Here is a 20,020-nt window from a genome sequence, read left to right on the forward strand (position 1 = left end):
ACTCAAATAGTATATTTGGATATTAAGAGTAAAAGGTAGTGAAACTTCTAGATGCTGATTTTCTAGCTTAATTTCTTCTATATCAATTCAAATATGACTGAAAGTTTTCTCTTTCTTGTAATAGCTTTTGTGGCACTTCTTGGCGGAACAGTGCTAGGCTATTTTATTGCTACCTTAAAACAAAAAACAAACACCGCTATTCTTCAAGAGCGCATCAATTTATTGCAAGATCAGCGGAATACCTTTGATCAAACGAGAACCGACTTACTCAAAAAGCAGGATCAACTTCAGGAGGATAAAGAGTTTTTTCAGAACGAACTAACTGCTCGCAATGTAGCTTTTGAAAATTTACAACATCAGTTTAAAGAGAAAACGAGCGAACTCGAGCAGCTGCAAGAAAAATTCACTAAAGATTTTGAGATCATTGCAAATAAAATACTTGACGAAAAATCTTCAAAGTTCACCCTTCAGAATAAAGAAAACCTTGATACGCTTTTGAAACCGCTTCAAGAGCGCATTTCAAGTTTTGAGAAAAAAGTTGAAGAAACCAACAAAGAAAGTCTTGGAAGACATAGTGAGTTGCGCCAACAAATTAAAGGCTTGGCAGAACTTAATCTGCAAATGAGCAAAGATGCAGATAACCTGACCAAAGCCTTAAAAGGTGATGCAAAAATGCAAGGAAATTGGGGCGAATTGATTCTAACGCGCATTCTTGAAAAATCGGGACTTGAGAAAAACAGAGAATATACCATACAGGACAGTCATCTTGATGAACAAGGAAAACGCTTGCAAACCGATGTGTTGATTCACCTTCCCGATGGCAAAAAAATGATCATAGACAGTAAAGTGTCTTTAACGGCCTTTGAGCGCTACGTTTCAGAAACTGAAGAAACTCAGAAAGCAGTTTACCTCAAACAGCACATCGCTTCTGTCAAACAGCACGTTGCCACATTAAGCGCTAAAAATTATCAACTGCTGCTTGAAGAAAGTCCGGATACGGTTTTTATGTTTATCCCCATTGAGCCCGCATTTGCACTGGCCTCGGCGCATCATCCGCAATTGTACGAGGAGGCTTTTAATAAAAATGTAATTATCGTAACGCCTTCTACCCTACTGGCTGCATTACGCCTGGTTGAAAATTTATGGCAAAATGACCGGCAGAAGAAAAATGCAATTGAGATCGCTACCCACGCGGGACGGCTTTATGATTCGTTTACCCTGCTTACCGAAGAATTGACTAAAATAGGACTGCAACTGGATACGGTGCGCAACACTTACGATCGAAGCATGGTTAAACTTACCGGTAAGGGGAATCTGATCAACCGTGTTGAGAAATTAAAGAAACTGGGCGCAATCACAAGCAAGCAACTCGATCAAAAATTATTAAAGTCTGCTGAAGAAGACGATGCTACTGCAAAAGCTAATGACTAAATTTGAAGGCTAGCAAAAGATTATGAAAAAATTACTTGGTTTTGTATTAGGTGGAATTGTGCTACTCGCAATACTCTATTATTCCTTTATTTATTTTGTCCCCTATAGTGAAGGTACGCGTGCAGGCGAACTCATAAAATTCAGTAGAAAGGGTGTACTTTCAAAAACCTGGGAAGGTCAGATTAGTCAAGGGATCAGCGGTGCGCAGATCTTTGATTTTTCAGTGATGGATGGTGAAGAAGAAGTGATTCAGAAACTGAAAGACTATCAAGGGAATTATGTGAAGCTTACTTATGTAGAGCGTTATGCGACCTTTATTTTTTGGGGAGATACCAAGTACTTTGTTACCGATGTAACCAAAGAAAATTCGCCGCATTTTAACCGAAACTAAAAACCCATAAAACTCATCGCATTGGATCAATTTAAAACTATTGAAGCGTCGCAGGTTACGATTAGCGAACTCATGTTGCCTTCGCATACTAATTTCAGCGGAAAGATACACGGAGGCTATATTTTATCGTTAATGGATCAAATTGCTTTTGCGTGCGCCTCTAAGCATTCTGGTAATTATTGCGTGACTGCGTCAGTAGATACTGTTGATTTTTTAAGACCTATTGAAGTTGGCGAACTCGTTGTGATGAAGGCATCAGTGAATTTTGTGGGACGTACCTCAATGGTGGTTGGCATACGTGTAGAAGCCGAAGATATTCACAGCGGAACCATTAAACATTGTAATTCGAGTTATTTTACAATGGTCGCTAAAGATGACTCCGGAAAAAGTGTACCTGTTCCCGGCCTGATTTTAAAAACTGAAAAACAAGTAAGACGCTTTCTTAAAAGCCTGAACAGGCAGGAAATGAAAAAAAATCATCGCAATGAAACTTCTAAAAAAACAGAGTTGCGTATCGAAGATTTAGAAATTCTGCGTAATTCACATAAAGTACAGCTAGAATATTAAACGTAAACTATCTTAGAGCAAGCCCGTGAAACATTAATTGGAAACAACTTTTCTAATAAAAGGCATACCTATCGCTATTTAGCCAGCATATTTAAACCCTTGGGAGCACCAATAAAAAAAAGGAGCCATTAAAGCTCCTCTTTTCATCTAAATATAAATTCTTAATCTTTTATCAGTTTCTGTGTAAAAGAGCGTTCTCCGTTATCTATTTGAACTAGATAAACGCCACGCTTAAGTCGGCTCACATCCATTCCTCCTTGAATCATTCCGGAGTTTATAGCGTCTCGCTTTACCATCTTGCCAAGTACATCGTAAAATGTAATTTCGACTGAATTTGACAAGTCAGGATTTTTAAAATAGATCCTATCCTTTACAGGATTTGGATAAATTTTAAAGCCATCTTTTGTCTGACTTAAGATCGAAGCATTATCAGTCACGCGGATGGTTCCTTTCAACTCCTTATTTATTCCACTCTGAAACGTGTAAATTCCTTTATCTGAAAAAATATATTCATAAACCGAACCTTTGCCCAACAATTCACGCGTTCCGAAATCTGAAGAAGCCTTAAGAGATGTGTTCAATAAATTTTGAGGAATAGGCTCATCAAAAACCCATTTTACCTTATCTCCTACTTCAACCTCTAGTGTTGATTGCAACGCCTGAGAGCCAGAAGCCCACTGAATTACGTGAGTTTCCTGAGCACAAATTGTGGTCCCAATTATGAATATAAAAATGTAAAACCAAGTAAATTTCATGCCATATCACTGTGTTTGAGGTCATTGTAAAAATATAACAACTCTCACATTAAAATGCTAAAAATATGTGATAATTATACTATTCTTTACTTAAAGACGTTCAACGCAGTTTAATGTTGCAAAAATTATTTACTTAAATACATTTTTCTTCTAGCATATAGATCATAGAACTCATCGTCCTTCAAACTATCTATAAACAAGATACTTTCACCGGTACTCTTCATTTCTGGACCTAAAGCTTTATTCACATTAGGGAATTTATTGAAAGAGAAAACAGGCTGCTTGATCGCGTATCCATTTAATTTTGGTTTGAAATCAAAGTCAGTAACTTTTTTCTCGCCCAGCATTACTTTAGTCGCATAATTTACATAAGGTTCGCCGTATGCTTTTGCGATAAACGGAACGGTACGAGATGCTCTAGGGTTAGCTTCAATGATATATACTTTATCATCTTTTATTGCAAACTGAATATTGATAAGACCAACGGTATTAAGTGCTAAAGCGATCTTATGCGTGTGATCTTTGATCTGCTGAATCACTAAGTCTCCGAGGTTAAAAGGAGGCAATGTAGCGTTTGAATCTCCAGAGTGAATTCCACAAGGTTCAATATGCTCCATAATTCCTATGATATACACATTTTCGCCATCGCAGATCGCATCTGCTTCAGCCTCAATTGCCCCATCAAGATAGTGGTCAAGTAAGAGTTTGTTATTAGGTATTTTGCGTAAAAGATCAACAACTGTTTCTTCTAGTTCGTCCTTATTGATCACGATCTTCATACCTTGTCCACCCAATACGTACGAAGGGCGCACCAAAATTGGGAAGTCTAATCTATCAGCAACAGCAAGTGCTTCTTCAGCAGTCTCAGCAGTATCAAACTCCGGATAAGGAATGTTATTCTCTTTTAGCAATCTAGAGAAGCTTCCTCTATCTTCAGCCAAGTCTAAAGCTTGGTAGCTCGTTCCGATGATCTTAATTCCGTAGCGATCTAATTTTTCAGCGAGTTTAAGAGCAGTCTGCCCACCCAACTGAACGATCACACCTTCTGGCTTTTCGTGACGAATAATGTCATAAATATGCTCCCAGAATACCGGCTCAAAGTAAAGCTTGTCTGCAGTATCAAAATCAGTTGAAACAGTTTCCGGATTACAGTTGATCATAATGGTCTCGTAACCACATTCAGCGGCAGCTAAAACCCCGTGAACACAGCAGTAATCAAATTCGATCCCTTGACCTATTCGGTTAGGCCCAGAACCTAAAACGACTACCTTCTTCTTATCTGAAACCTTACTTTCATTCTGAGAAAAACGCTCTCCTGAAGCAAGCTCCATATCACTTTCAAAAGTTGAGTAGAAATAAGGCGTTTGCGCCACAAATTCTGCTGCACAAGTGTCTACCAACTTGTAAACTCTATTGATCTTGAGTTCGTCTCTCTTGTTATAAACATCGCTCTCTAGACAATCTAGCATATGTGCGATTTGACGATCTGCAAAACCTTTTTGTTTTGCCTCAAGTAATAAATCTCTAGAAAGCGTATCTATTTTATATTTTGAAATCTCTTTTTCAAGCGCATCTAGTTCTTCAAATTGCTTCAAGAACCACATATCAATTTTGGTGATCTCGTGGATACGGCTTAGAGGGATACCCATTTGTATCGCGTCATAAATTGTAAATACACGATCCCAACTTGCATTAGTAAGCTTTTCAATGATCTTATCGTAGTTGGTATACCCCTTACCGTCTGCTCCAAGACCGTTACGTTTAATTTCAAGAGATTGTGTTGCTTTATGAAGCGCTTCTTGAAAAGAACGACCAATACCCATTACTTCTCCCACAGACTTCATCTGAAGACCTAAAGTGCGGTCGCTACCTTCAAACTTGTCAAAATTCCATCGTGGGATTTTAACGATCACATAATCTAAGGTTGGCTCAAATAAAGCCGAAGTAGATTTTGTAATTTGATTGTCTAACTCATCTAAAGTATAGCCAATTGCCAGTTTAGAAGCGATTTTTGCAATAGGATAACCGGTTGCTTTAGACGCCAAAGCAGAAGAACGTGATACCCGTGGATTGATCTCAATCGCGATAATATCTTCTTTCTCATCAGGACTTACCGCAAACTGCACATTACATCCACCTGCAAAATCTCCAATAGATCGCATCATATGGATCGCCATATCACGCATTCTTTGGAAGGTACTATCACTTAGTGTCATAGCCGGAGCCACAGTAATTGAGTCACCGGTGTGAATACCCATTGGGTCCATATTTTCAATGGTACAAATGATAACTACATTATCATTTTTATCACGTAAAAGCTCTAACTCATACTCTTTCCAACCCATTAATGCTTTATCGATCATCACCTCGTGTATAGGCGAGATCTCCAGACCGTGACTAAGTTGCCTGTCAAAATCTTCAGGCTTATACACAATAGAAGCTCCTGCACCACCTAAAGTGTATGATGCCCTAATTACTAACGGAAAACCAAATTCTTGCGCGATCTCTTTTCCTTTAAGGAATGATGTTGCTGTAGCCTGAGGCGCCATACCAACACCTATTTTAAGCATCAACTCACGAAATTTCTCGCGGTCTTCAGTAATGTTGATCGCATCAATATCTACACCTATAATTTTAACTCCAAAATCTTCCCAAATTCCTTTTTCATCTGCTTCAATACAAAGGTTCAAAGCGGTTTGACCTCCCATTGTAGGAAGTACTGCGTCAATTTGAGGATGTTCTTTTAAAATCTTAACCAGAGATTTTGTAGTCAGCGGCAATAAGTAAACGTGATCTGCCATAACAGGATCAGTCATTATCGTTGCCGGGTTAGAGTTTATAAGAATCGTTTCGATCCCATCTTCACGCAAGGAGCGCAAAGCTTGAGAGCCCGAATAATCAAATTCACACGCCTGGCCTATTACAATAGGTCCAGAACCAATAATTAAAATAGATTTAAGGTTTTCGTTTTTTGGCATTATAGTCTCAGATTAGAAGTATTATGTAAAAATACGGTTGGGGTATTTATAAAAAAAGGTGTTACTAATAAAAGTAACACCTTAATATTTTAACAATGGTAAATCACCAATTATTTTTTATGTCTTAGTTCAGAAGATACAGATATTTTCTTTCTTCCCTTAGCTCTTCTACGAGCAAGGACTTTACGACCATTTGCGCTAGCCATACGCTCGCGGAAACCGTGCTTATTTCTTCTTTTTCTTTTTGAAGGTTGAAACGTTCTTTTCATTTTATATCTTCTTTAATCTTCCTTTTACTTTTCTCTGTTTAAATTTTGAGAATAGCCTTCTCAAAAGCTGGGCGCAAATATACAAACACTTTCTAATTCAACAAACAGAAAGTATAAAATATTTTAGATTGTTTTTATTACATTTGCACGCTCAATTAAAACATCAATTTTCACCCTATTTATCGGAGTATTATTCCGTTTTTAGAATCTACAATATGTTCAACAAAAATATAAAATTAGTACTTGCCGTTCTCGTTTTCGGTTTAGCGGTATGGCAAATCATAGATCGTTCAATAGGTAATGGCATAATGCTCATTCTACTTTCGGCTATTTTTGTATTGCTTTATTTCAAAAATGAAATTTTAATTCTGGCATTTTTACGCCTGAGAAAGCAGGATTTTGCCGGTGCTCAAAAATGGCTTGACAAGATTAAGAATCCTGAAGCCGCGTTGGTACGTAAACAAAATGGCTATTATAACTATCTAAATGGTTTAATGCTTTCACAGACTAATATGATTCAGTCTGAAAAATACTTCAAAAAAGCCGTACAACTAGGCTTAAGTATGGATGCTGATCTGGCAATGGCAAAAATAAATCTTGCTGGGATCGCAATGACCAAAAACAGAAGACGTGAAGCAGATAAACTGCTAGCAGAAGCTAAAAAGTTAGACAAGCACAATATGCTTGACGAGCAGATTAAAATGATGAAAAAGCAAATGAAGCAGGCTGCAAATATGCCACGCCAACAATATGGGCGCGGTGGCCGTCGCTAATTGCTTTAGAAACTGCTACACATAAATATTTTTACATTTGATATAGGTTGATACATTTTAATATCAACACACAAGCATAAAAAAGCTCCTGATCAGGAGCTTTTTTAGTTCCAAAACGCATTGCAAACCAAACCCTTAGACTTTCATCTAGTATTTACACCGTTTGAACGAGAAGATTTTTACAAGGTATTTTCAAAAGCTATTTTTGTTAAAATACCAAACTAACTATATGCCAAGAACTTTACTTATACTTCTCTTCATATCGCTATGGAATTTAAACGCTCAAGAAAATGAGAAAATACTTTTTTCAGAAGCTTTAAATTCAACGATCAACACGTATAATTCTAGAGTTGATGCTGCTCTAGAATCGGGCGAATTTGATTATGCAAAGTCTTTATTTGATTCTTTGGTCAAAGATCATCTACAAGGGTCCTACATTGACGCTTTAGAATTTGAACGTTTTAATAGCGGTATCGCTTCAACCGAAGAGTTTGACAAACCTACGATTCTACTTACTTATGCTTCTTGGTGCATTCCTAGTGAGGGTGAGATTCCGGTTTTAAATAAGATGGTTGAACGCTATAGTGATCTTGTTGATTTTGTTGTGCTCTTCTGGGATTCTAAAGATACTGTGAGAAAACTGGCAAAGAGCTTTGATAAGAACATACACATTGTATATGTGGATGAAACCAAAAATAAGCATATGCAAACCGTAAACTTACTCAAGCACGCTTTAGGGCTTTCTCTAAGTTTTGTGATGGGTGCAGATGGCGAAATTCTCGATATTAATCGCAGACCTCCAAATAAAATGAATCTTTCGGAGAGTCAATTATTTAATCAAAATATTACTTTTTTAAGCCGACAGATCGCAGCAATTAATATTGATCACAACATCAACATTAATGAGCTACCAGAATCTTTAGCAACCTTCTAAGCTAGATTAAAGTAATGCGTTGTTTGTCATAAACTTTAATGGCACCAGCAAACTACCAAATAACCAAGTGAGGCATTAGTTGCAAAAAAATAATTTTGCGGCACCCTGACAGCTATCAAAAAGAAATATTAAATCCTTTGGCGGCGCCAATAAAAAAGCGGGAACTTAAAAAAGTTCCCGCTTTTTTATTACACCTGCGCTTCGGTTTTCTACTGACCAATATTGGCATTGTAATAACCTTCCTTAGGTATTTCTATCTGATATTCTTTTCGCGAAGCATTATTTAGATGATCCTCACGCAACCAAGGATTGTGGAGCTTTAAAATTTTATAGTTGATTCCAAACTGCTGTGCAAACTTTACAAAATCTGTCACTACAGTATCTACTTTCACTTTGTATGACGGTACATCTTTGTACAAATCCTCCTGGGTATAATTGAATCCATAGCGTTCTGGGTCTGATAAGATCTGTTTTAACGCCAGAATTCGAAACACATATCTTCCGGTCTCTTCGCCTAATAGTAAGTCGTAATACCCATTAACATCCTGCTGGTTTAATCTTCTGCTCATTCCGGCATTACCGGCATTGTAACCCGCTGCTGCGAGCGTCCAACTTCCTAGACTAGCTTTAGACTTCTTTAGATATTTACAAGCCGCGCGCGTTGACAATTCCACATTATACCGCTCATCTACATTATCATTTACTTCAAGACCAAGTTCTTTTCCGGTACTGCTTAAAATTTGCCAAAATCCGGTGGCACGTGCAGGAGAAACTGCTTGTGTCAAACCACTTTCAATAACAGCTAAATATTTAAAATCATCAGGCAAACCTTCTTCTTTTAAAATGGGCTCGATAATCGGGAAATATTTTGCGGCTCTTTTAATCAGCAACAACCCATTGGACTGCCAGTAGGTATTGACTAAAAGTTCACGATCTAAGCGCTCTCGTATATCTGGGTTATCAAGAGGCACCGCCTCACCTGCAAACTCTAACTGGTCTGGCAACGGAATCGCATATACGTTATAGTCATTAACCAGTTTATCTGTTTTCTTTATTTCAGGATCTGCATTTGTTGTTGTGTTATCTTGCTGTACAGCTTGTACACACACTGCAGTAGTAGCAACAAGCCCAACACCGGCGAGTATATTTTTTATATTGATCATAGCAAATTTTTGTATTGAAGTTTGATCGCAAATTAGCAATTAATTCTCGATAATCTTAGGCAAGTTTTTGTTAAACCACTTACACTTAGTAATTATCATCGCGTGTGTTCCTCCCGGAATAGGGATGCAATTATCAATATATCTATACGGAAAAACGGGGTCACTGGTACCGTGAATATGAACAAGATCTTCTTTACATTTTACTTGATCCCAACACAGCATTTGCTCTAGCGCCCAAGTAAGGTAAACAGGATCTGTGATTGAAAGATATTTTTGATAAAGCTCTACTTTGTGTTTTAACCGATCTCCTATCGCATAGTTGGCAAGCGTGTCTACATTGCGCGCCAGACTCACAGGCGCAATGCGATAAAGTCCCAGAGCACGACAGAAGCGCATACGTTTAGGCAGTTCTAACTTAGATTTTACACTGCTCACGATAATAAGTTTACGATACTTAATAAATTTTGCCATTTCCTGTACCAGCACGCCACCAAAACTTACACCTAACAAAACAGGATTAGCCTCTTTAACTTCTTCAAGCATTCGCTTAGCGTAGTGTTCTAAGGTTTCTGAAGGTTGTGGGATCTTCCAAGAAAGTGCGTGAAGCGTATAGTTTTTTTCGGGCAGTTTTATATGCTCAAAAATACTAGGATTAGCCGCCATTCCCGGCATTAAATACACGTGTATCATAGCATTCAAAATTAAGGGTTTAACAGACTACTGCTAAAAATTTTGGCTTATTTTTTGTATATTTACTGATATGCCTATTACAAAAGCTCCCTATTTCACCCCAACTACAACCTTATCGAGCATTGTAAACTATTTTTCTTAAAACAATTTATATGGATGTAATGACAGCGATTGAATTAACAGATAACGAGTTTTTAAGACAATTTGAAACCACTTTTGATGAGAAGTTGGCAAAAATTGAATATTCGCTTCAGGATCGGAAGATTTTTCTAACCAAGATTCATATGCCTGAGGGCACTGAAGATCGAATGAATGATTTTATCGTTGCTGTATTTAAAGAAGTCGAAGATCGCAATATTAGGCTAGTTCCTACCAGTCCTGAAATTGCAAAATTCATGAGGTCTAACCGTAGAAAGTACAAAAATTTATTGCCGGTAGGTATAAATATCTAAACGTCACTTCTACATTAAAGTAAAAAGCCTGTCTATTTAGACAGGCTTTCTTTATGCTAGAACTTCAGTAGTTTCGCTACAATATTCAAATCGCACCATACCATCATCATCTATTTCCTTTAGCTCTATACTATGAGTAGTATTTACAAGTGCCGGATCCCAAGGCGCTTTTACTTTCACATAATTTTCGGTAAAACCGTGTATGTATCCTTTTTTGTTTTCGCCCTCAAATAATACAGTTCGCTGCGTACCAACTTGAGATTCATAAAATGCACGTCTCTTTTTAGCTGAAAGCCCTCTCAACATTTTACTGCGCTTTTTTCTTACTTTTAAAGGAACTACTCCATCCATCTCTGCTGCTAGGGTATTGTCTCTTTCAGAATACGTAAAGACGTGGAGGTAAGAAATATCTAAAGCATTGAGGAAGTTATAAGTATCTAAAAAGTGTTCATCTGTCTCTCCTGGGAAACCAACGATAACATCTACTCCTATACAAGCATCAGGCATTAACTTTTTAATCTGGGCCACACGATCTACATAAAGTTCGCGTTGATAGCGACGGCGCATTTTACCTAGCATCTCATTATTTCCACTTTGCAGCGGAATATGAAAATGTGGCACAAAAGCTCTTGAATTTGCGACTACTTCAATGGTCTCATTTTTCAGCAAATTGGGTTCAATACTTGAAATACGTAGTCGCTCGATACCTTCAACCTGATCTAATGCTTTAACCAGGTCTAAAAACGTATGCTCGTGTTTTTTGTTTCCAAATTCACCCTTTCCATAATCTCCGATGTTTACCCCGGTTAATACGATTTCTCTGATCCCTTTAGCCGAAATCTCACGTGCGTTATTTAGGACATTCTCAAGCGTATCACTTCGCGAAATTCCACGTGCAAGCGGAATTGTACAATACGTACATTTATAGTCACAACCATCCTGAACCTTTAAAAAAGCTCGAGTACGATCGCCAATAGAGTAAGAACCTACATAAAAATCTGCGTCTTCGATCTCACAGCTATGTACCTCACCCATATCGTTTTTAGATAAGTCATTGAGGTAGTCTGTGATCTTAAATTTTTCGGTGGCTCCAAGTACCAAGTCAACGCCATCAACATCAGCAAGTTCTTCTGGTTTTAATTGTGCATAACACCCTACTGCCGCTACAAAAGCATCAGGATTTACCTTTTGCGCTTGCTTAACAATTGTTTTAAAACGTTTGTCTGCATTTTCGGTAACACTACACGTATTGATCACGTATATATCAGCCGACTCACTAAAATCGACACGATCAAAACCTTCATTTTTAAAGCTGCGTGAAATAGTCGCCGTCTCTGAAAAATTAAGTTTACATCCTAACGTGTAAAACGCTACTTTTTTCCCTGCTTCGTTCATTACAATCTTCTTCACAATTGGTTACTTTTGTTTTGCTTAAAACGCCTAGTAGCCTGTTTATTTTAAAGTGCAAAGTTAACTACAATTTTGCTCTTGCTCAAGTTTATAGATTTATTGGCAGCATCGAAGGAATTCATAACCTTCAAGGCTCGTCTTAAAATTGAAAAGCTCTGAGCCTTTGGCCAAATGCTCGTTTATGACCTTAACCTTTATGAAGCTTAATTCTTTTTTAAAATTTTTAGCTCACGCGCACTCTTTTATTATCGGAATAGTGTTTTTATGTCTAGTTTCATGTAATTCAAAAGCAGAAGCCGAGAATGACCTAAACGTTTTTAGATACAATGAGCATTATAATGTTGCCACACTTGATCCGGCTTTCGCCAGAAATCCACCAATAATATGGCCTACAAATCAATTATTTAATGGTCTAGTGCAACAGGATGATTCATTAAATATTGTTGCAGACATTGCTAAATCTTGGATGGTAAGCGAGGATGCCAAAACCTACACATTTACCTTACGGGATGATGTTTATTTTCATAAACACAAACAGTTTAAAACCATAGACAGTACCCGCAACGTGGTTGCCGGCGACTTTGTTTACAGTTTTAACCGCTTAAAGAATGCTGCGGTAGCCTCACCGGGAAGTTGGGTATTAAACAATGTTGAGCAGTATCACGCGGTAAACGATACCACCTTAAGCATCACCTTAAAAAAAGAATTTCCTGCATTTTTAGGCCTTTTAACTATGCGCTACTGTTCTGTGGTTCCCAAGGAAATCGTAGCGTTTTACGGCAATGAATTTCGTAGAAATCCTGTGGGTACCGGCCCTTTTAAATTTAAGCGTTGGGAAGAAGGCGTGAAATTAGTGCTTCGGAAAAACGAACTCTACTTTGAATACGATGCCGATGGAAATCAACTTCCGTACTTAGAAGCCGTCGCTATCACTTTTCTTCCTGATAAACAAAGTGAGTTTCTTCAGTTTGCACAAGGAAATCTCGATATGTTGAACAGTCTTGACCCTTCTTATAAAGACGAATTGCTCACCGCCACCGGAAAGCTCAAAGACAATTATAAAGACCGGGTAAACACCATAACCGGACCTTTTTTAAATACAGAATACTTAGGTTTCTTTTTAGACAGCAAATCTGAAGAAGTCAGATCTAAATTGTTGCGCCAAGCTGTTAACTATGGTTTTGATCGGGTAAAAATGATCAAATACCTCAGAAACGGAATAGGTACACCGGCAAACGCAGGCTTTATCCCAAAAGGTTTACCCGGCTACGGCACCCCAGGGTTTGAGTATGATCCGGCAAAAGCCCGAAATTTGATCAATCAATATATTAAAGAGACCGGCAATGGAACGCCTAGCATTACCATTGGCACAAACAGTCAATATTTAGACATTTGCGAATATATTCAGCGCGAATTAGGCAAACTTGGTCTCAATATTATTATAGATGTGATGCCTCCTTCTACCCTTCGACAATTAAAATCTACCGGTAAACTTGACGCATTTAGAGCTAGCTGGATTGCAGATTACCCGGATGCTGAAAATTACCTTTCGCTGTATTACAGTAAAAATTTCACTCCCAACGGCCCCAATTATACCCATTTTAAAAATCAAACTTTCGATAGTTTGTATGAGGCAAGCTTTAAATTTTCAGATATTGAAAAACGAAAAGTCTTATATAAAAAAATGGATTCTATTATTTTAGAAAACGCGCCATTTGTAACCTTGTATTATGATCAGGTAATCAAATTTGTCCCTAAAAATGTCACCGGACTTAAAGCCAATCCGCAAGACTTTCTGGTATTGAAAAGGGTCAAAAAAACCGCTAAAACGCAGTAAATGGTGTAACAAAAAGCCATAAATCTCAACCAATTATACACTTAGGTACTACATACTTTTATAGGATCTACTTTTAAACTGTTGATTATGGGATTTGGAGGTTCGGTTGCGGCAATGTTGGCTACGCTTAAAAATAACAAGCGTGAAAGAACCTCACGTTTTGACAGCAAGCATCGAATGAATACAACTTCTCAGAACGCTTCCTCTAAATTGGTTTTCAAAAAATTAAATGACAAGGATTTATACGAAGTCAAAAAGCAAATTCAACAAAATGCACACGCTCATAATAAGAAAGTTGCTGTGCTAACGATCATTAGTCTGGTCCTGCTAGCAGCGCTTATTCTATGGCTATTTCTAGATTCAGGCACTCCATTAGTTTAATCCCAATTCTTCACAATTAGCGGCTGCGACAGCTCGTTTTTCTCAATCGTTTTAGGTTAAAAGAATTTAAGAATAGAATTAAACGTTTGTTTAATTTAAACAAACGTTTAATTTTGTGCGCTCAATTTTCACTCGTTCATGGAACTCAATGACAAACAAAAAGAAATTGTTCAAGTAGCTGAAAAGCTATTTGCTGAATACGGTTTTGACGGTACTTCGGTGCGACTCATCGCAAAAGAAGCCGGGATTAACATCGCGATGATCTCCTATTATTTTGGCTCTAAAGAAAAACTTCTAGAGCATATGGTGGTGCATCGTATGTCTGGATTTAAAGTGAATCTTGATGAAATTATCGCTCAGGATGACCGCTCCTACCCCGATCGTTTAAATGAAATTGTGGCGTTGTATGTGAAGCGCATTCATAAAAATAACCGCATTTATAAAATTGTGCATAACGAGCTCACCAACAATGCTCGTAGCCTCACCTTTGAACATTATTTATCTCAGAAAAAGAAAAACCTTGATTCGGTGACCAAGTTTATCGAGGCAGGTCAAAAAGCCCATGTGTTTAAAAAACATATTGAAATCCCCTTATTGATCCCGTCTATTCTTGGCACTTATTTTCACTTTCATTACAACCAGAGGTTTTACGAAGAAAGCTACGGTTTAAACACGCCAGAAAGCAAAGAATTATTCATTGAAACCACCCTTACTAAGCATATTCAAAAAATGCTTAATGCTTTAATTACCTATGAAGACTAGATTTATAATCACAGCTATCCCCTTATTCTTTAGCCTGTTTGTAAGTCAAGCGCAAAAGATCCAAAATCTTTCGCTTGATGATGTTGTACAGATGGCTTTAACCACAAGTGATGCATCAAAAATTAATGCCGCACAAGTGACTCAGGCACAACAAGCGCTTAAGGTCACAAAAAATAATCAGTATCCTGACGTTGATATTTCAGGACAATACAGATATCTGACCAATGCAGATGTGAAATTGCAGATTCCCGTGAGTGCTGCCAGTGGCGAAAACAGTGAAGAGCAGGCTACGGCTTCTCATGATGTCAATGGACTGTTGTTAGGTTCTGCAAATGTAAGTATGCCGCTTTTTTCGGGCTTTAAGCTTAAGAATAGTATTTCTGCAAGTGAAAATAAATTACAGGCTGCAATTTATAACGCGGCCAATGATCAAGAAGAACTGGCGTTGCGGGCGATACAAACCTATCTAAATCTGTATAAAGCGAATGCTACTATTGGGCTGTTTGAAGATAATCTCAAAAGCGCCAACCAACGGGTGACCGATTTCAGCAATATGGAAGCAAATGGTTTATTAGCACGTAATGATTTATTAAAAGCACAGCTGCAACAAGCAAATGTTGAGCTCGCTCTGGCGGAAGCAAAAAAGAACGCCAAAATTTTGAATTACAGGCTGAATGCCCTTCTAAAATTACCCGAAGAAACACAGATCAGCACTGAGGTAAATGCGATAACATCGGTTGCAAACGGACTTCCTTCCACCGAAAATAGAAATGATCTTAAAGCTTTAGATTTTCAAGAAGAAGCACTTCAAGATCAGATTAAAGTAGCTAAGGCTGATTATTATCCGTCTCTGGCTTTAGTGGGTGGTTACATCGCGTTGGATCTCAATAATGCACTCACCGTAACCAATGCGATGAATGTAGGTGTTGGTGTTTCTTATAACCTCGCATCCCTTTTTAAATCTAAGGCTAACGTTAAATTAGCCGAAAGTCAGGCTCAGCAGTTACGTTACCAAATTGACGAAGCTACTGCCCAAGCTAAAGTAAATGCGCAAAACGCTTTCGCTGAATACAATCTTGCTTTAAACACCTTTGAAGTTTATGAAGTTTCTAAGGAGCAAGCTGAAGAAAACTACCGCATTGTAAAAGATAAATACGATAACGGACTTTCTGATACTAATGACCTTCTGGAAGCCGATGTGCAGCAACTGCAAGCCAACATTAATCTGACGTACGCTAAGGCAGACATTACCCAAACCTATTATCAACTTTTAAGTGCCGAAGGCGTACTTACCAAGCAATTTTCTCAAAATTAACCCTTCTACAATCATGGAACAGAAGAAAAAAACCAATAAAAAATTCATCATCATTACAGCCGTTTTAGTGCTCATCGGCGCAACCTACGGAACGATTAAGTTCATTCACTCGCTCTCTCACGAAGAAACTGATGATGCTCAGGTAGAAGCAAATATGAGTGCCATCATACCGCACGTAGGCGGTTATGTTGACCAAATTTTTGTTGAAGATAATGCTATCGTAAAAGCTGGAGACACATTGTTCACTATAGATCAGCGCGATTACTTAGTTCAATTAGAGCAAGCCAAAGCAAGTTTAGCAGCCGCCGAAAGTCAGCTTGCTGTTGCGCAGTCCTCTATTGGTTCCTCTAAGGCAAATGCCAGCGCGTCCTATGCACAGGTTTCTTCAACTTACGGCAATATTGAGTCGGCCAAAATTCAGTTGAGAAGAGCTTCAGATGATTATACCAGATATAAAAATCTCTACGACAACAAGAGTATCACGACTCAGCAATACGAGCAAGCTTTAGCGGCTAAGCAAGAAGCCGAAGCACGTCTTTCGGTTTTAGAAAATCAGCAAAAAGCAATGCAAAGTCAAAGCCGTGCGGCGACTTCTCAAAACGAAGTGACCGAAAAACAAGTCGCTGTTGCCGAAGCTAATATTAAAAGCGCTCAAGCGCAGGTAGATGCCGCACAACTCAACTTGGATTATACGGTGGTGATCGCTCCTATAGACGGCCAACTTTCTTCGATAGAAATTCAAGAAGGGCAATTTGTTCAACCCGGTCAATCGCTCTTTTATCTTGTAAATACTCAAGATAAATGGATTGTAGCCAACTTTAAAGAAACTCAATTAAACGATATGAAAGTCGGTCAAAAAGTAGGCATTGCTATCGATGCCTATCCAGATGAAGAGTTTGAAGGAGTCATTGCTAACTTCTCTCCTGCTACCGGCGCTCGATTCTCTTTACTTCCACCCGATAATGCCACCGGAAATTTTGTAAAAACCGTACAACGCCTACCTGTGAAGATCAATTTTACTGACGCTAACAGTCAGGAACGCTTGGCTTTGTTACGCGCAGGAATGAATGCAGAAATAGACGTACATCTAAACTAGAATAATATGGATGAGGCTATAGAAGCAGAAGACAGTCTCGTTGAGTATGGCTTTAGACGCGTGATCATCACGATCACCGCGATTCTTTGCGCACTTTTAGAGATTGTAGATACCACTATCGTAAACGTTGCATTAAATGATATGCGCGGAAGCCTGGGCGCCACCTTAACTGATGTCGCGTGGGTAATCACCGCGTATGCCATTGCTAACGTGATCATCATACCTATGACGAGTTGGTTATCAAAACAATTTGGTCGGCGGAATTATTTTGCGGTTTCCATAGTCATTTTTACGTGTTCTTCCTTTCTCTGCGGAAATGCTACAAACATCTGGGAGCTTGTTGCTTTTAGGTTTGTTCAAGGTCTAGGTGGTGGTGCGTTGCTGGTTACTGCACAAACTATAATAACCGAAAGTTACCCGGTCGCTAAACGAGGTATGGCGCAAGCCATTTACGGAATGGGCGTAATCGTTGGTCCTACCCTAGGACCACCTTTAGGTGGCTATCTGGTTGATAATTTCTCCTGGCCTTATATTTTCTATATCAATATTCCGATTGGGATCATTGCGACCTTTTTGACAATTCTCTTTGTTAGAAGTCCAAAATATGGTGAAAAACTCAGCGCCAATCAGGTTGACTGGTGGGGCATTGTATTTCTTGCCTCCTTTATTGGTTCGTTACAATTTGTACTTGAACACGGGCAACAAGACGACTGGTTTGAAGATCATATGATCGTAATTTTAAGTGTGGTTTCTTTATTTGGTCTTGTGGCATTTATTTGGCGCGAACTGGTTTATGAATTTCCTATTGTAAACCTAAGAGTGCTGCGCAACACCAATTTATGGACGGGAACTATAATGACCTTTATTCTAGGTTTTGGTCTTTATGGCTCTACCTTTGTGATCCCGATCTACACCCAGTCTATCTTAGGGTGGACGGCAACCGATGCCGGCTTATTACTAATCCCGAGTTCGATAACCACAGGTTTAATGATGCCCATAATAGGGAAGCTCCTAGAACGCGGAATCCCCGCAAAGTATCTGGTAGCACTGGGTTTTATTGGGTTTTTCTTATATAGCCTCTGGATGCATAACCTGCTTACTCCAGATACCTCGTCAGAGGCTATGTTTTGGCCTTTAGTGCTTCGCGGAATGGGTCTAGGACTGTTATTTGTCCCTATTACCACCTTAGCACTTTCTACATTAAAAGGAGCTGAGATTGGTGAAGGAGCAGCCTTTACCGGAATGATGCGCCAGTTAGGAGGTTCGTTCGGTATTGCGATTATCACAACGATGATTTCACGCTTAAATCAGCAGCATCGGGTTGATTTAATTCCCAACCTAAGCGGTATTGATCCGCAAACGCAACAGCGTGTGAACGGTTTGCAGCAAATGTTTATAGGGAAAGGTTTTAGTTTTAATGAAGCCTTAGACCGTGCGTACCAAGTCTTAGAAGGAAGCATTAGCCTTCAAGGCACGGTACTCACGTATATGGATGTATTTCTATACTTAGGAATTCTGTTTTTAGTCTGTGTTCCCTTCGTTTTAATGATGAAAAATGGTTCGGGCAAACCGGCATCAGGAGCGCATTAATACCTTCTGTATTTAGCAGACTCCTCAAAGATATGTTCTAAGATCGCCGCTTCCTGCTCATCAAAAGGTATGTTGCGGCGTTCCATCACTAGTTTAGCGGTTTGAAAAGCTTTATTGGTTTTATAAGTGGTAAAACCACTTGCCCCACCCCAACTGAAACTAGGAACAAAATTACGAGGAAAACCTGTTCCAAAAATATTGACGCTTACACCGATAACCGTTCCTGTATTGAACATGGTATTAATACCACACTTGCTGTGATCCCCCATCATTAAACCACAAAATTGCAATCCAGTTTTTGCAAAACCTTCGGTCTCGTAATCCCAAAGACGCACTTCTTCGTAATTATTTTTAAGGTTACTGTTGTTAGAATCTGCACCTATGTTGCACCATTCCCCTAATACAGAATTTCCTAAATAACCATCATGTCCTTTATTAGAATACGCCATCAATACCGAATTGGTAACCTCACCTCCAACTTTGCAATACGGACCAATAGTCGTTCCTGTATAGATTTTTGCTCCCATCTTTACGGCAGCGTGTTCGCAAAGTGCGAACGGCCCGCGAATGAGTGCACCTTCCATAATTTCAGCATCTTTACCTATATAAATAGGACCTGCTGAAGCATTAAGCGTGCAAAAATTAAGTTTTGCACCTTCTTCAATAAAGATATTTTCTGCGTGAAGGGTTTGCACTCCTTTAGGAATTTCAGCAGAAATTCTTCCTTCAGTGATCAAATCATAATCCAGCTGAATGGCTTCGTGATTTTTACTGAAAATATCCCAATTATTTTCAATCTTAAAGACACCTTCAACCGTAACTTCTAATTGCTCATAGGTATCAAAATCTATTTCTTCCTGGGTATCTTTAGTATAGAAAGCAACGATATCATCCCCATCAAAAAGGGCTTGATTTTCCTGTAGATCTAAGACTTGTTCTACCAGAACTTCCGTAGGAATATACGATGCATTGATCATTACATTCTCTTCAAACTCCACCATAGGGAATTTTTCAGACAAATACTCTTCAGTAATTGTAGAAGTTGTACTTCCCAGGTGTTTTTCCCACTTCTCCCTAATAGTTAAAATGCCGATTCTGAGATCTGCAACAGGTCTGGTATATGTAAAAGGTAAGAGCTTTTTACGCGCAGGACCGTCAAAGAGAATATAGTTCATAAGTGTAGTGTTTCTGGGTAAGCGAAAATAACCATTTATAATCAACTTTAG

19 protein-coding genes are annotated in these 20,020 nt (G+C 38.6%); 12 read left to right on the forward strand and 7 right to left on the reverse strand.

The window, feature by feature from the left end; all coding sequences use genetic code 11:
* Nucleotides 1-93: 93 nt before the first annotated feature.
* The 3 genes from LDL79_RS00575 (at nt 94) to LDL79_RS00585 (ending at nt 2,389) form a co-directional block, all read left to right on the forward strand.
* Entirely contained in the window at nt 94-1,431 is a 1,338-nt protein-coding gene (locus LDL79_RS00575; protein WP_225598748.1) for a DNA recombination protein RmuC, read from the forward strand.
* Nucleotides 1,432-1,453: 22 nt separating this feature from the next.
* Complete coding sequence (locus tag LDL79_RS00580; RefSeq protein ID WP_072982577.1) at nt 1,454-1,822, forward strand: 6-phosphogluconate dehydrogenase; 369 nt, start codon at nt 1,454-1,456, stop codon at nt 1,820-1,822.
* 72 nt (nt 1,823-1,894) lie between these two features.
* Entirely contained in the window at nt 1,895-2,389 is a 495-nt protein-coding gene (locus LDL79_RS00585; protein ID WP_072982881.1) for an acyl-CoA thioesterase, read from the forward strand.
* A gap of 161 nt (nt 2,390-2,550) precedes the next feature.
* On the opposite strand, the gene LDL79_RS00590 is transcribed toward LDL79_RS00585, so the two are convergent.
* The 3 genes from LDL79_RS00590 to rpmH form a co-directional block, all read right to left on the reverse strand.
* Complete coding sequence (locus LDL79_RS00590; RefSeq protein ID WP_072982579.1) at nt 2,551-3,144, reverse strand: T9SS type A sorting domain-containing protein; 594 nt, start codon at nt 3,142-3,144, stop codon at nt 2,551-2,553.
* A 125-nt stretch (nt 3,145-3,269) separates the two neighbouring features.
* The gene (carB, locus tag LDL79_RS00595) at nt 3,270-6,122 is read right to left on the reverse strand and encodes a carbamoyl-phosphate synthase large subunit (protein WP_225598749.1); all 2,853 of its coding nucleotides are present in this window, start codon (nt 6,120-6,122) and stop codon (nt 3,270-3,272) included.
* A 110-nt stretch (nt 6,123-6,232) separates the two neighbouring features.
* Nucleotides 6,233-6,391 (reverse strand): 50S ribosomal protein L34, encoded by a 159-nt coding sequence (rpmH, locus tag LDL79_RS00600; RefSeq protein WP_072982582.1) that lies wholly within the window; start codon nt 6,389-6,391, stop codon nt 6,233-6,235.
* A 215-nt stretch (nt 6,392-6,606) separates the two neighbouring features.
* On the opposite strand from rpmH, the gene LDL79_RS00605 reads away from it, so the two are divergent.
* Both LDL79_RS00605 and LDL79_RS00610 read left to right on the forward strand, forming a co-directional pair.
* The gene (locus tag LDL79_RS00605; RefSeq protein WP_072982584.1) at nt 6,607-7,164 is read left to right on the forward strand and encodes a hypothetical protein; all 558 of its coding nucleotides are present in this window, start codon (nt 6,607-6,609) and stop codon (nt 7,162-7,164) included.
* A gap of 229 nt (nt 7,165-7,393) precedes the next feature.
* Nucleotides 7,394-8,098, forward strand: coding sequence for a TlpA family protein disulfide reductase (locus LDL79_RS00610; RefSeq protein WP_225598750.1), 705 nt, complete (start codon nt 7,394-7,396; stop codon nt 8,096-8,098).
* Between the two features lie 209 nt (nt 8,099-8,307).
* Here the strand turns inward: LDL79_RS00610 and LDL79_RS00615 are convergent, their stop codons facing one another.
* Together LDL79_RS00615 and LDL79_RS00620 are read right to left on the reverse strand one after the other, a co-directional pair.
* Complete coding sequence (locus LDL79_RS00615; protein ID WP_225598751.1) at nt 8,308-9,261, reverse strand: lytic transglycosylase domain-containing protein; 954 nt, start codon at nt 9,259-9,261, stop codon at nt 8,308-8,310.
* 39 nt (nt 9,262-9,300) lie between these two features.
* Nucleotides 9,301-9,951, reverse strand: a complete 651-nt coding sequence (locus LDL79_RS00620) for an alpha/beta fold hydrolase (RefSeq protein WP_225599913.1) — start codon at nt 9,949-9,951, stop codon at nt 9,301-9,303.
* Nucleotides 9,952-10,103: 152 nt separating this feature from the next.
* Between LDL79_RS00620 and LDL79_RS00625 the strand changes: the two genes are divergently transcribed.
* Nucleotides 10,104-10,403 carry an N-acetyltransferase gene (locus tag LDL79_RS00625; RefSeq protein ID WP_084673114.1) on the forward strand — a complete coding sequence of 100 codons (300 nt, stop codon included), beginning with the start codon at nt 10,104-10,106 and terminating at the stop codon, nt 10,401-10,403.
* Nucleotides 10,404-10,454: 51 nt separating this feature from the next.
* Here LDL79_RS00625 and mtaB read toward each other — a convergent pair whose 3' ends face one another.
* On the reverse strand, nt 10,455-11,798 hold the full coding sequence (gene mtaB / locus LDL79_RS00630; protein WP_225599914.1) for a tRNA (N(6)-L-threonylcarbamoyladenosine(37)-C(2))-methylthiotransferase MtaB: 1,344 nt from the start codon (nt 11,796-11,798) through the stop codon (nt 10,455-10,457).
* 211 nt (nt 11,799-12,009) lie between these two features.
* Here mtaB and LDL79_RS00635 point away from each other — a divergent pair, with 211 nt between their 5' ends.
* From LDL79_RS00635 to LDL79_RS00660, 6 genes are all read left to right on the forward strand, one after another.
* The gene (locus LDL79_RS00635) at nt 12,010-13,650 is read left to right on the forward strand and encodes an ABC transporter substrate-binding protein (protein WP_225598752.1); all 1,641 of its coding nucleotides are present in this window, start codon (nt 12,010-12,012) and stop codon (nt 13,648-13,650) included.
* 87 nt (nt 13,651-13,737) lie between these two features.
* The gene (locus LDL79_RS00640) at nt 13,738-14,031 is read left to right on the forward strand and encodes a hypothetical protein (RefSeq protein WP_225598753.1); all 294 of its coding nucleotides are present in this window, start codon (nt 13,738-13,740) and stop codon (nt 14,029-14,031) included.
* Between the two features lie 138 nt (nt 14,032-14,169).
* Nucleotides 14,170-14,793: a TetR family transcriptional regulator gene (locus LDL79_RS00645; protein WP_225598754.1), complete on the forward strand. Its 624-nt coding sequence runs from the start codon at nt 14,170-14,172 to the stop codon at nt 14,791-14,793.
* Nucleotides 14,783-16,108: a TolC family protein gene (locus LDL79_RS00650; protein WP_225598755.1), complete on the forward strand. Its 1,326-nt coding sequence runs from the start codon at nt 14,783-14,785 to the stop codon at nt 16,106-16,108. Before LDL79_RS00645 ends, LDL79_RS00650 begins: the two co-directional genes overlap by 11 nt.
* 13 nt (nt 16,109-16,121) lie before the next feature.
* Nucleotides 16,122-17,204, forward strand: a complete 1,083-nt coding sequence (locus LDL79_RS00655) for an HlyD family secretion protein (RefSeq protein WP_167596775.1) — start codon at nt 16,122-16,124, stop codon at nt 17,202-17,204.
* Between the two features lie 6 nt (nt 17,205-17,210).
* Nucleotides 17,211-18,794 carry a DHA2 family efflux MFS transporter permease subunit gene (locus LDL79_RS00660; RefSeq protein ID WP_225598756.1) on the forward strand — a complete coding sequence of 528 codons (1,584 nt, stop codon included), beginning with the start codon at nt 17,211-17,213 and terminating at the stop codon, nt 18,792-18,794.
* Here the strand turns inward: LDL79_RS00660 and LDL79_RS00665 are convergent.
* Nucleotides 18,791-19,969 (reverse strand): GlmU family protein, encoded by a 1,179-nt coding sequence (locus LDL79_RS00665; RefSeq protein WP_225598758.1) that lies wholly within the window; start codon nt 19,967-19,969, stop codon nt 18,791-18,793. The genes LDL79_RS00660 and LDL79_RS00665 overlap by 4 nt on opposite strands.
* Between the last annotated feature and the right edge of the window lie 51 nt (nt 19,970-20,020).

Origin of the sequence: Leeuwenhoekiella palythoae, assembly GCF_020310025.1 — a bacterium.
GTDB lineage: Bacteria > Bacteroidota > Bacteroidia > Flavobacteriales > Flavobacteriaceae > Leeuwenhoekiella > Leeuwenhoekiella palythoae.

Bases quoted from the DNA above. Each gene is read 5' to 3' on its own strand.
- LDL79_RS00575 (WP_225598748.1), top strand. From the start codon at position 94: ATGACTGAAAGTTTTCTCTTTCTTGTAATAGCTTTTGTGGCACTTCTT.
- LDL79_RS00665 (WP_225598758.1), bottom strand. From the start codon at position 19,969: ATGAACTATATTCTCTTTGACGGTCCTGCGCGTAAAAAGCTCTTACCT.
- LDL79_RS00585 (WP_072982881.1), top strand. From the start codon at position 1,895: ATGTTGCCTTCGCATACTAATTTCAGCGGAAAGATACACGGAGGCTAT.
- rpmH (WP_072982582.1), bottom strand. From the start codon at position 6,391: ATGAAAAGAACGTTTCAACCTTCAAAAAGAAAAAGAAGAAATAAGCAC.
- mtaB (WP_225599914.1), bottom strand. From the start codon at position 11,798: ATGAACGAAGCAGGGAAAAAAGTAGCGTTTTACACGTTAGGATGTAAA.
- LDL79_RS00615 (WP_225598751.1), bottom strand. From the start codon at position 9,261: ATGATCAATATAAAAAATATACTCGCCGGTGTTGGGCTTGTTGCTACT.
- LDL79_RS00650 (WP_225598755.1), top strand. From the start codon at position 14,783: ATGAAGACTAGATTTATAATCACAGCTATCCCCTTATTCTTTAGCCTG.
- LDL79_RS00625 (WP_084673114.1), top strand. From the start codon at position 10,104: ATGGATGTAATGACAGCGATTGAATTAACAGATAACGAGTTTTTAAGA.
- LDL79_RS00660 (WP_225598756.1), top strand. From the start codon at position 17,211: ATGGATGAGGCTATAGAAGCAGAAGACAGTCTCGTTGAGTATGGCTTT.
- LDL79_RS00620 (WP_225599913.1), bottom strand. From the start codon at position 9,951: ATGATACACGTGTATTTAATGCCGGGAATGGCGGCTAATCCTAGTATT.
- carB (WP_225598749.1), bottom strand. From the start codon at position 6,122: ATGCCAAAAAACGAAAACCTTAAATCTATTTTAATTATTGGTTCTGGA.
- LDL79_RS00655 (WP_167596775.1), top strand. From the start codon at position 16,122: ATGGAACAGAAGAAAAAAACCAATAAAAAATTCATCATCATTACAGCC.
- LDL79_RS00605 (WP_072982584.1), top strand. From the start codon at position 6,607: ATGTTCAACAAAAATATAAAATTAGTACTTGCCGTTCTCGTTTTCGGT.
- LDL79_RS00645 (WP_225598754.1), top strand. From the start codon at position 14,170: ATGGAACTCAATGACAAACAAAAAGAAATTGTTCAAGTAGCTGAAAAG.
- LDL79_RS00580 (WP_072982577.1), top strand. From the start codon at position 1,454: ATGAAAAAATTACTTGGTTTTGTATTAGGTGGAATTGTGCTACTCGCA.
- LDL79_RS00635 (WP_225598752.1), top strand. From the start codon at position 12,010: ATGAAGCTTAATTCTTTTTTAAAATTTTTAGCTCACGCGCACTCTTTT.
- LDL79_RS00640 (WP_225598753.1), top strand. From the start codon at position 13,738: ATGGGATTTGGAGGTTCGGTTGCGGCAATGTTGGCTACGCTTAAAAAT.
- LDL79_RS00610 (WP_225598750.1), top strand. From the start codon at position 7,394: ATGCCAAGAACTTTACTTATACTTCTCTTCATATCGCTATGGAATTTA.
- LDL79_RS00590 (WP_072982579.1), bottom strand. From the start codon at position 3,144: ATGAAATTTACTTGGTTTTACATTTTTATATTCATAATTGGGACCACA.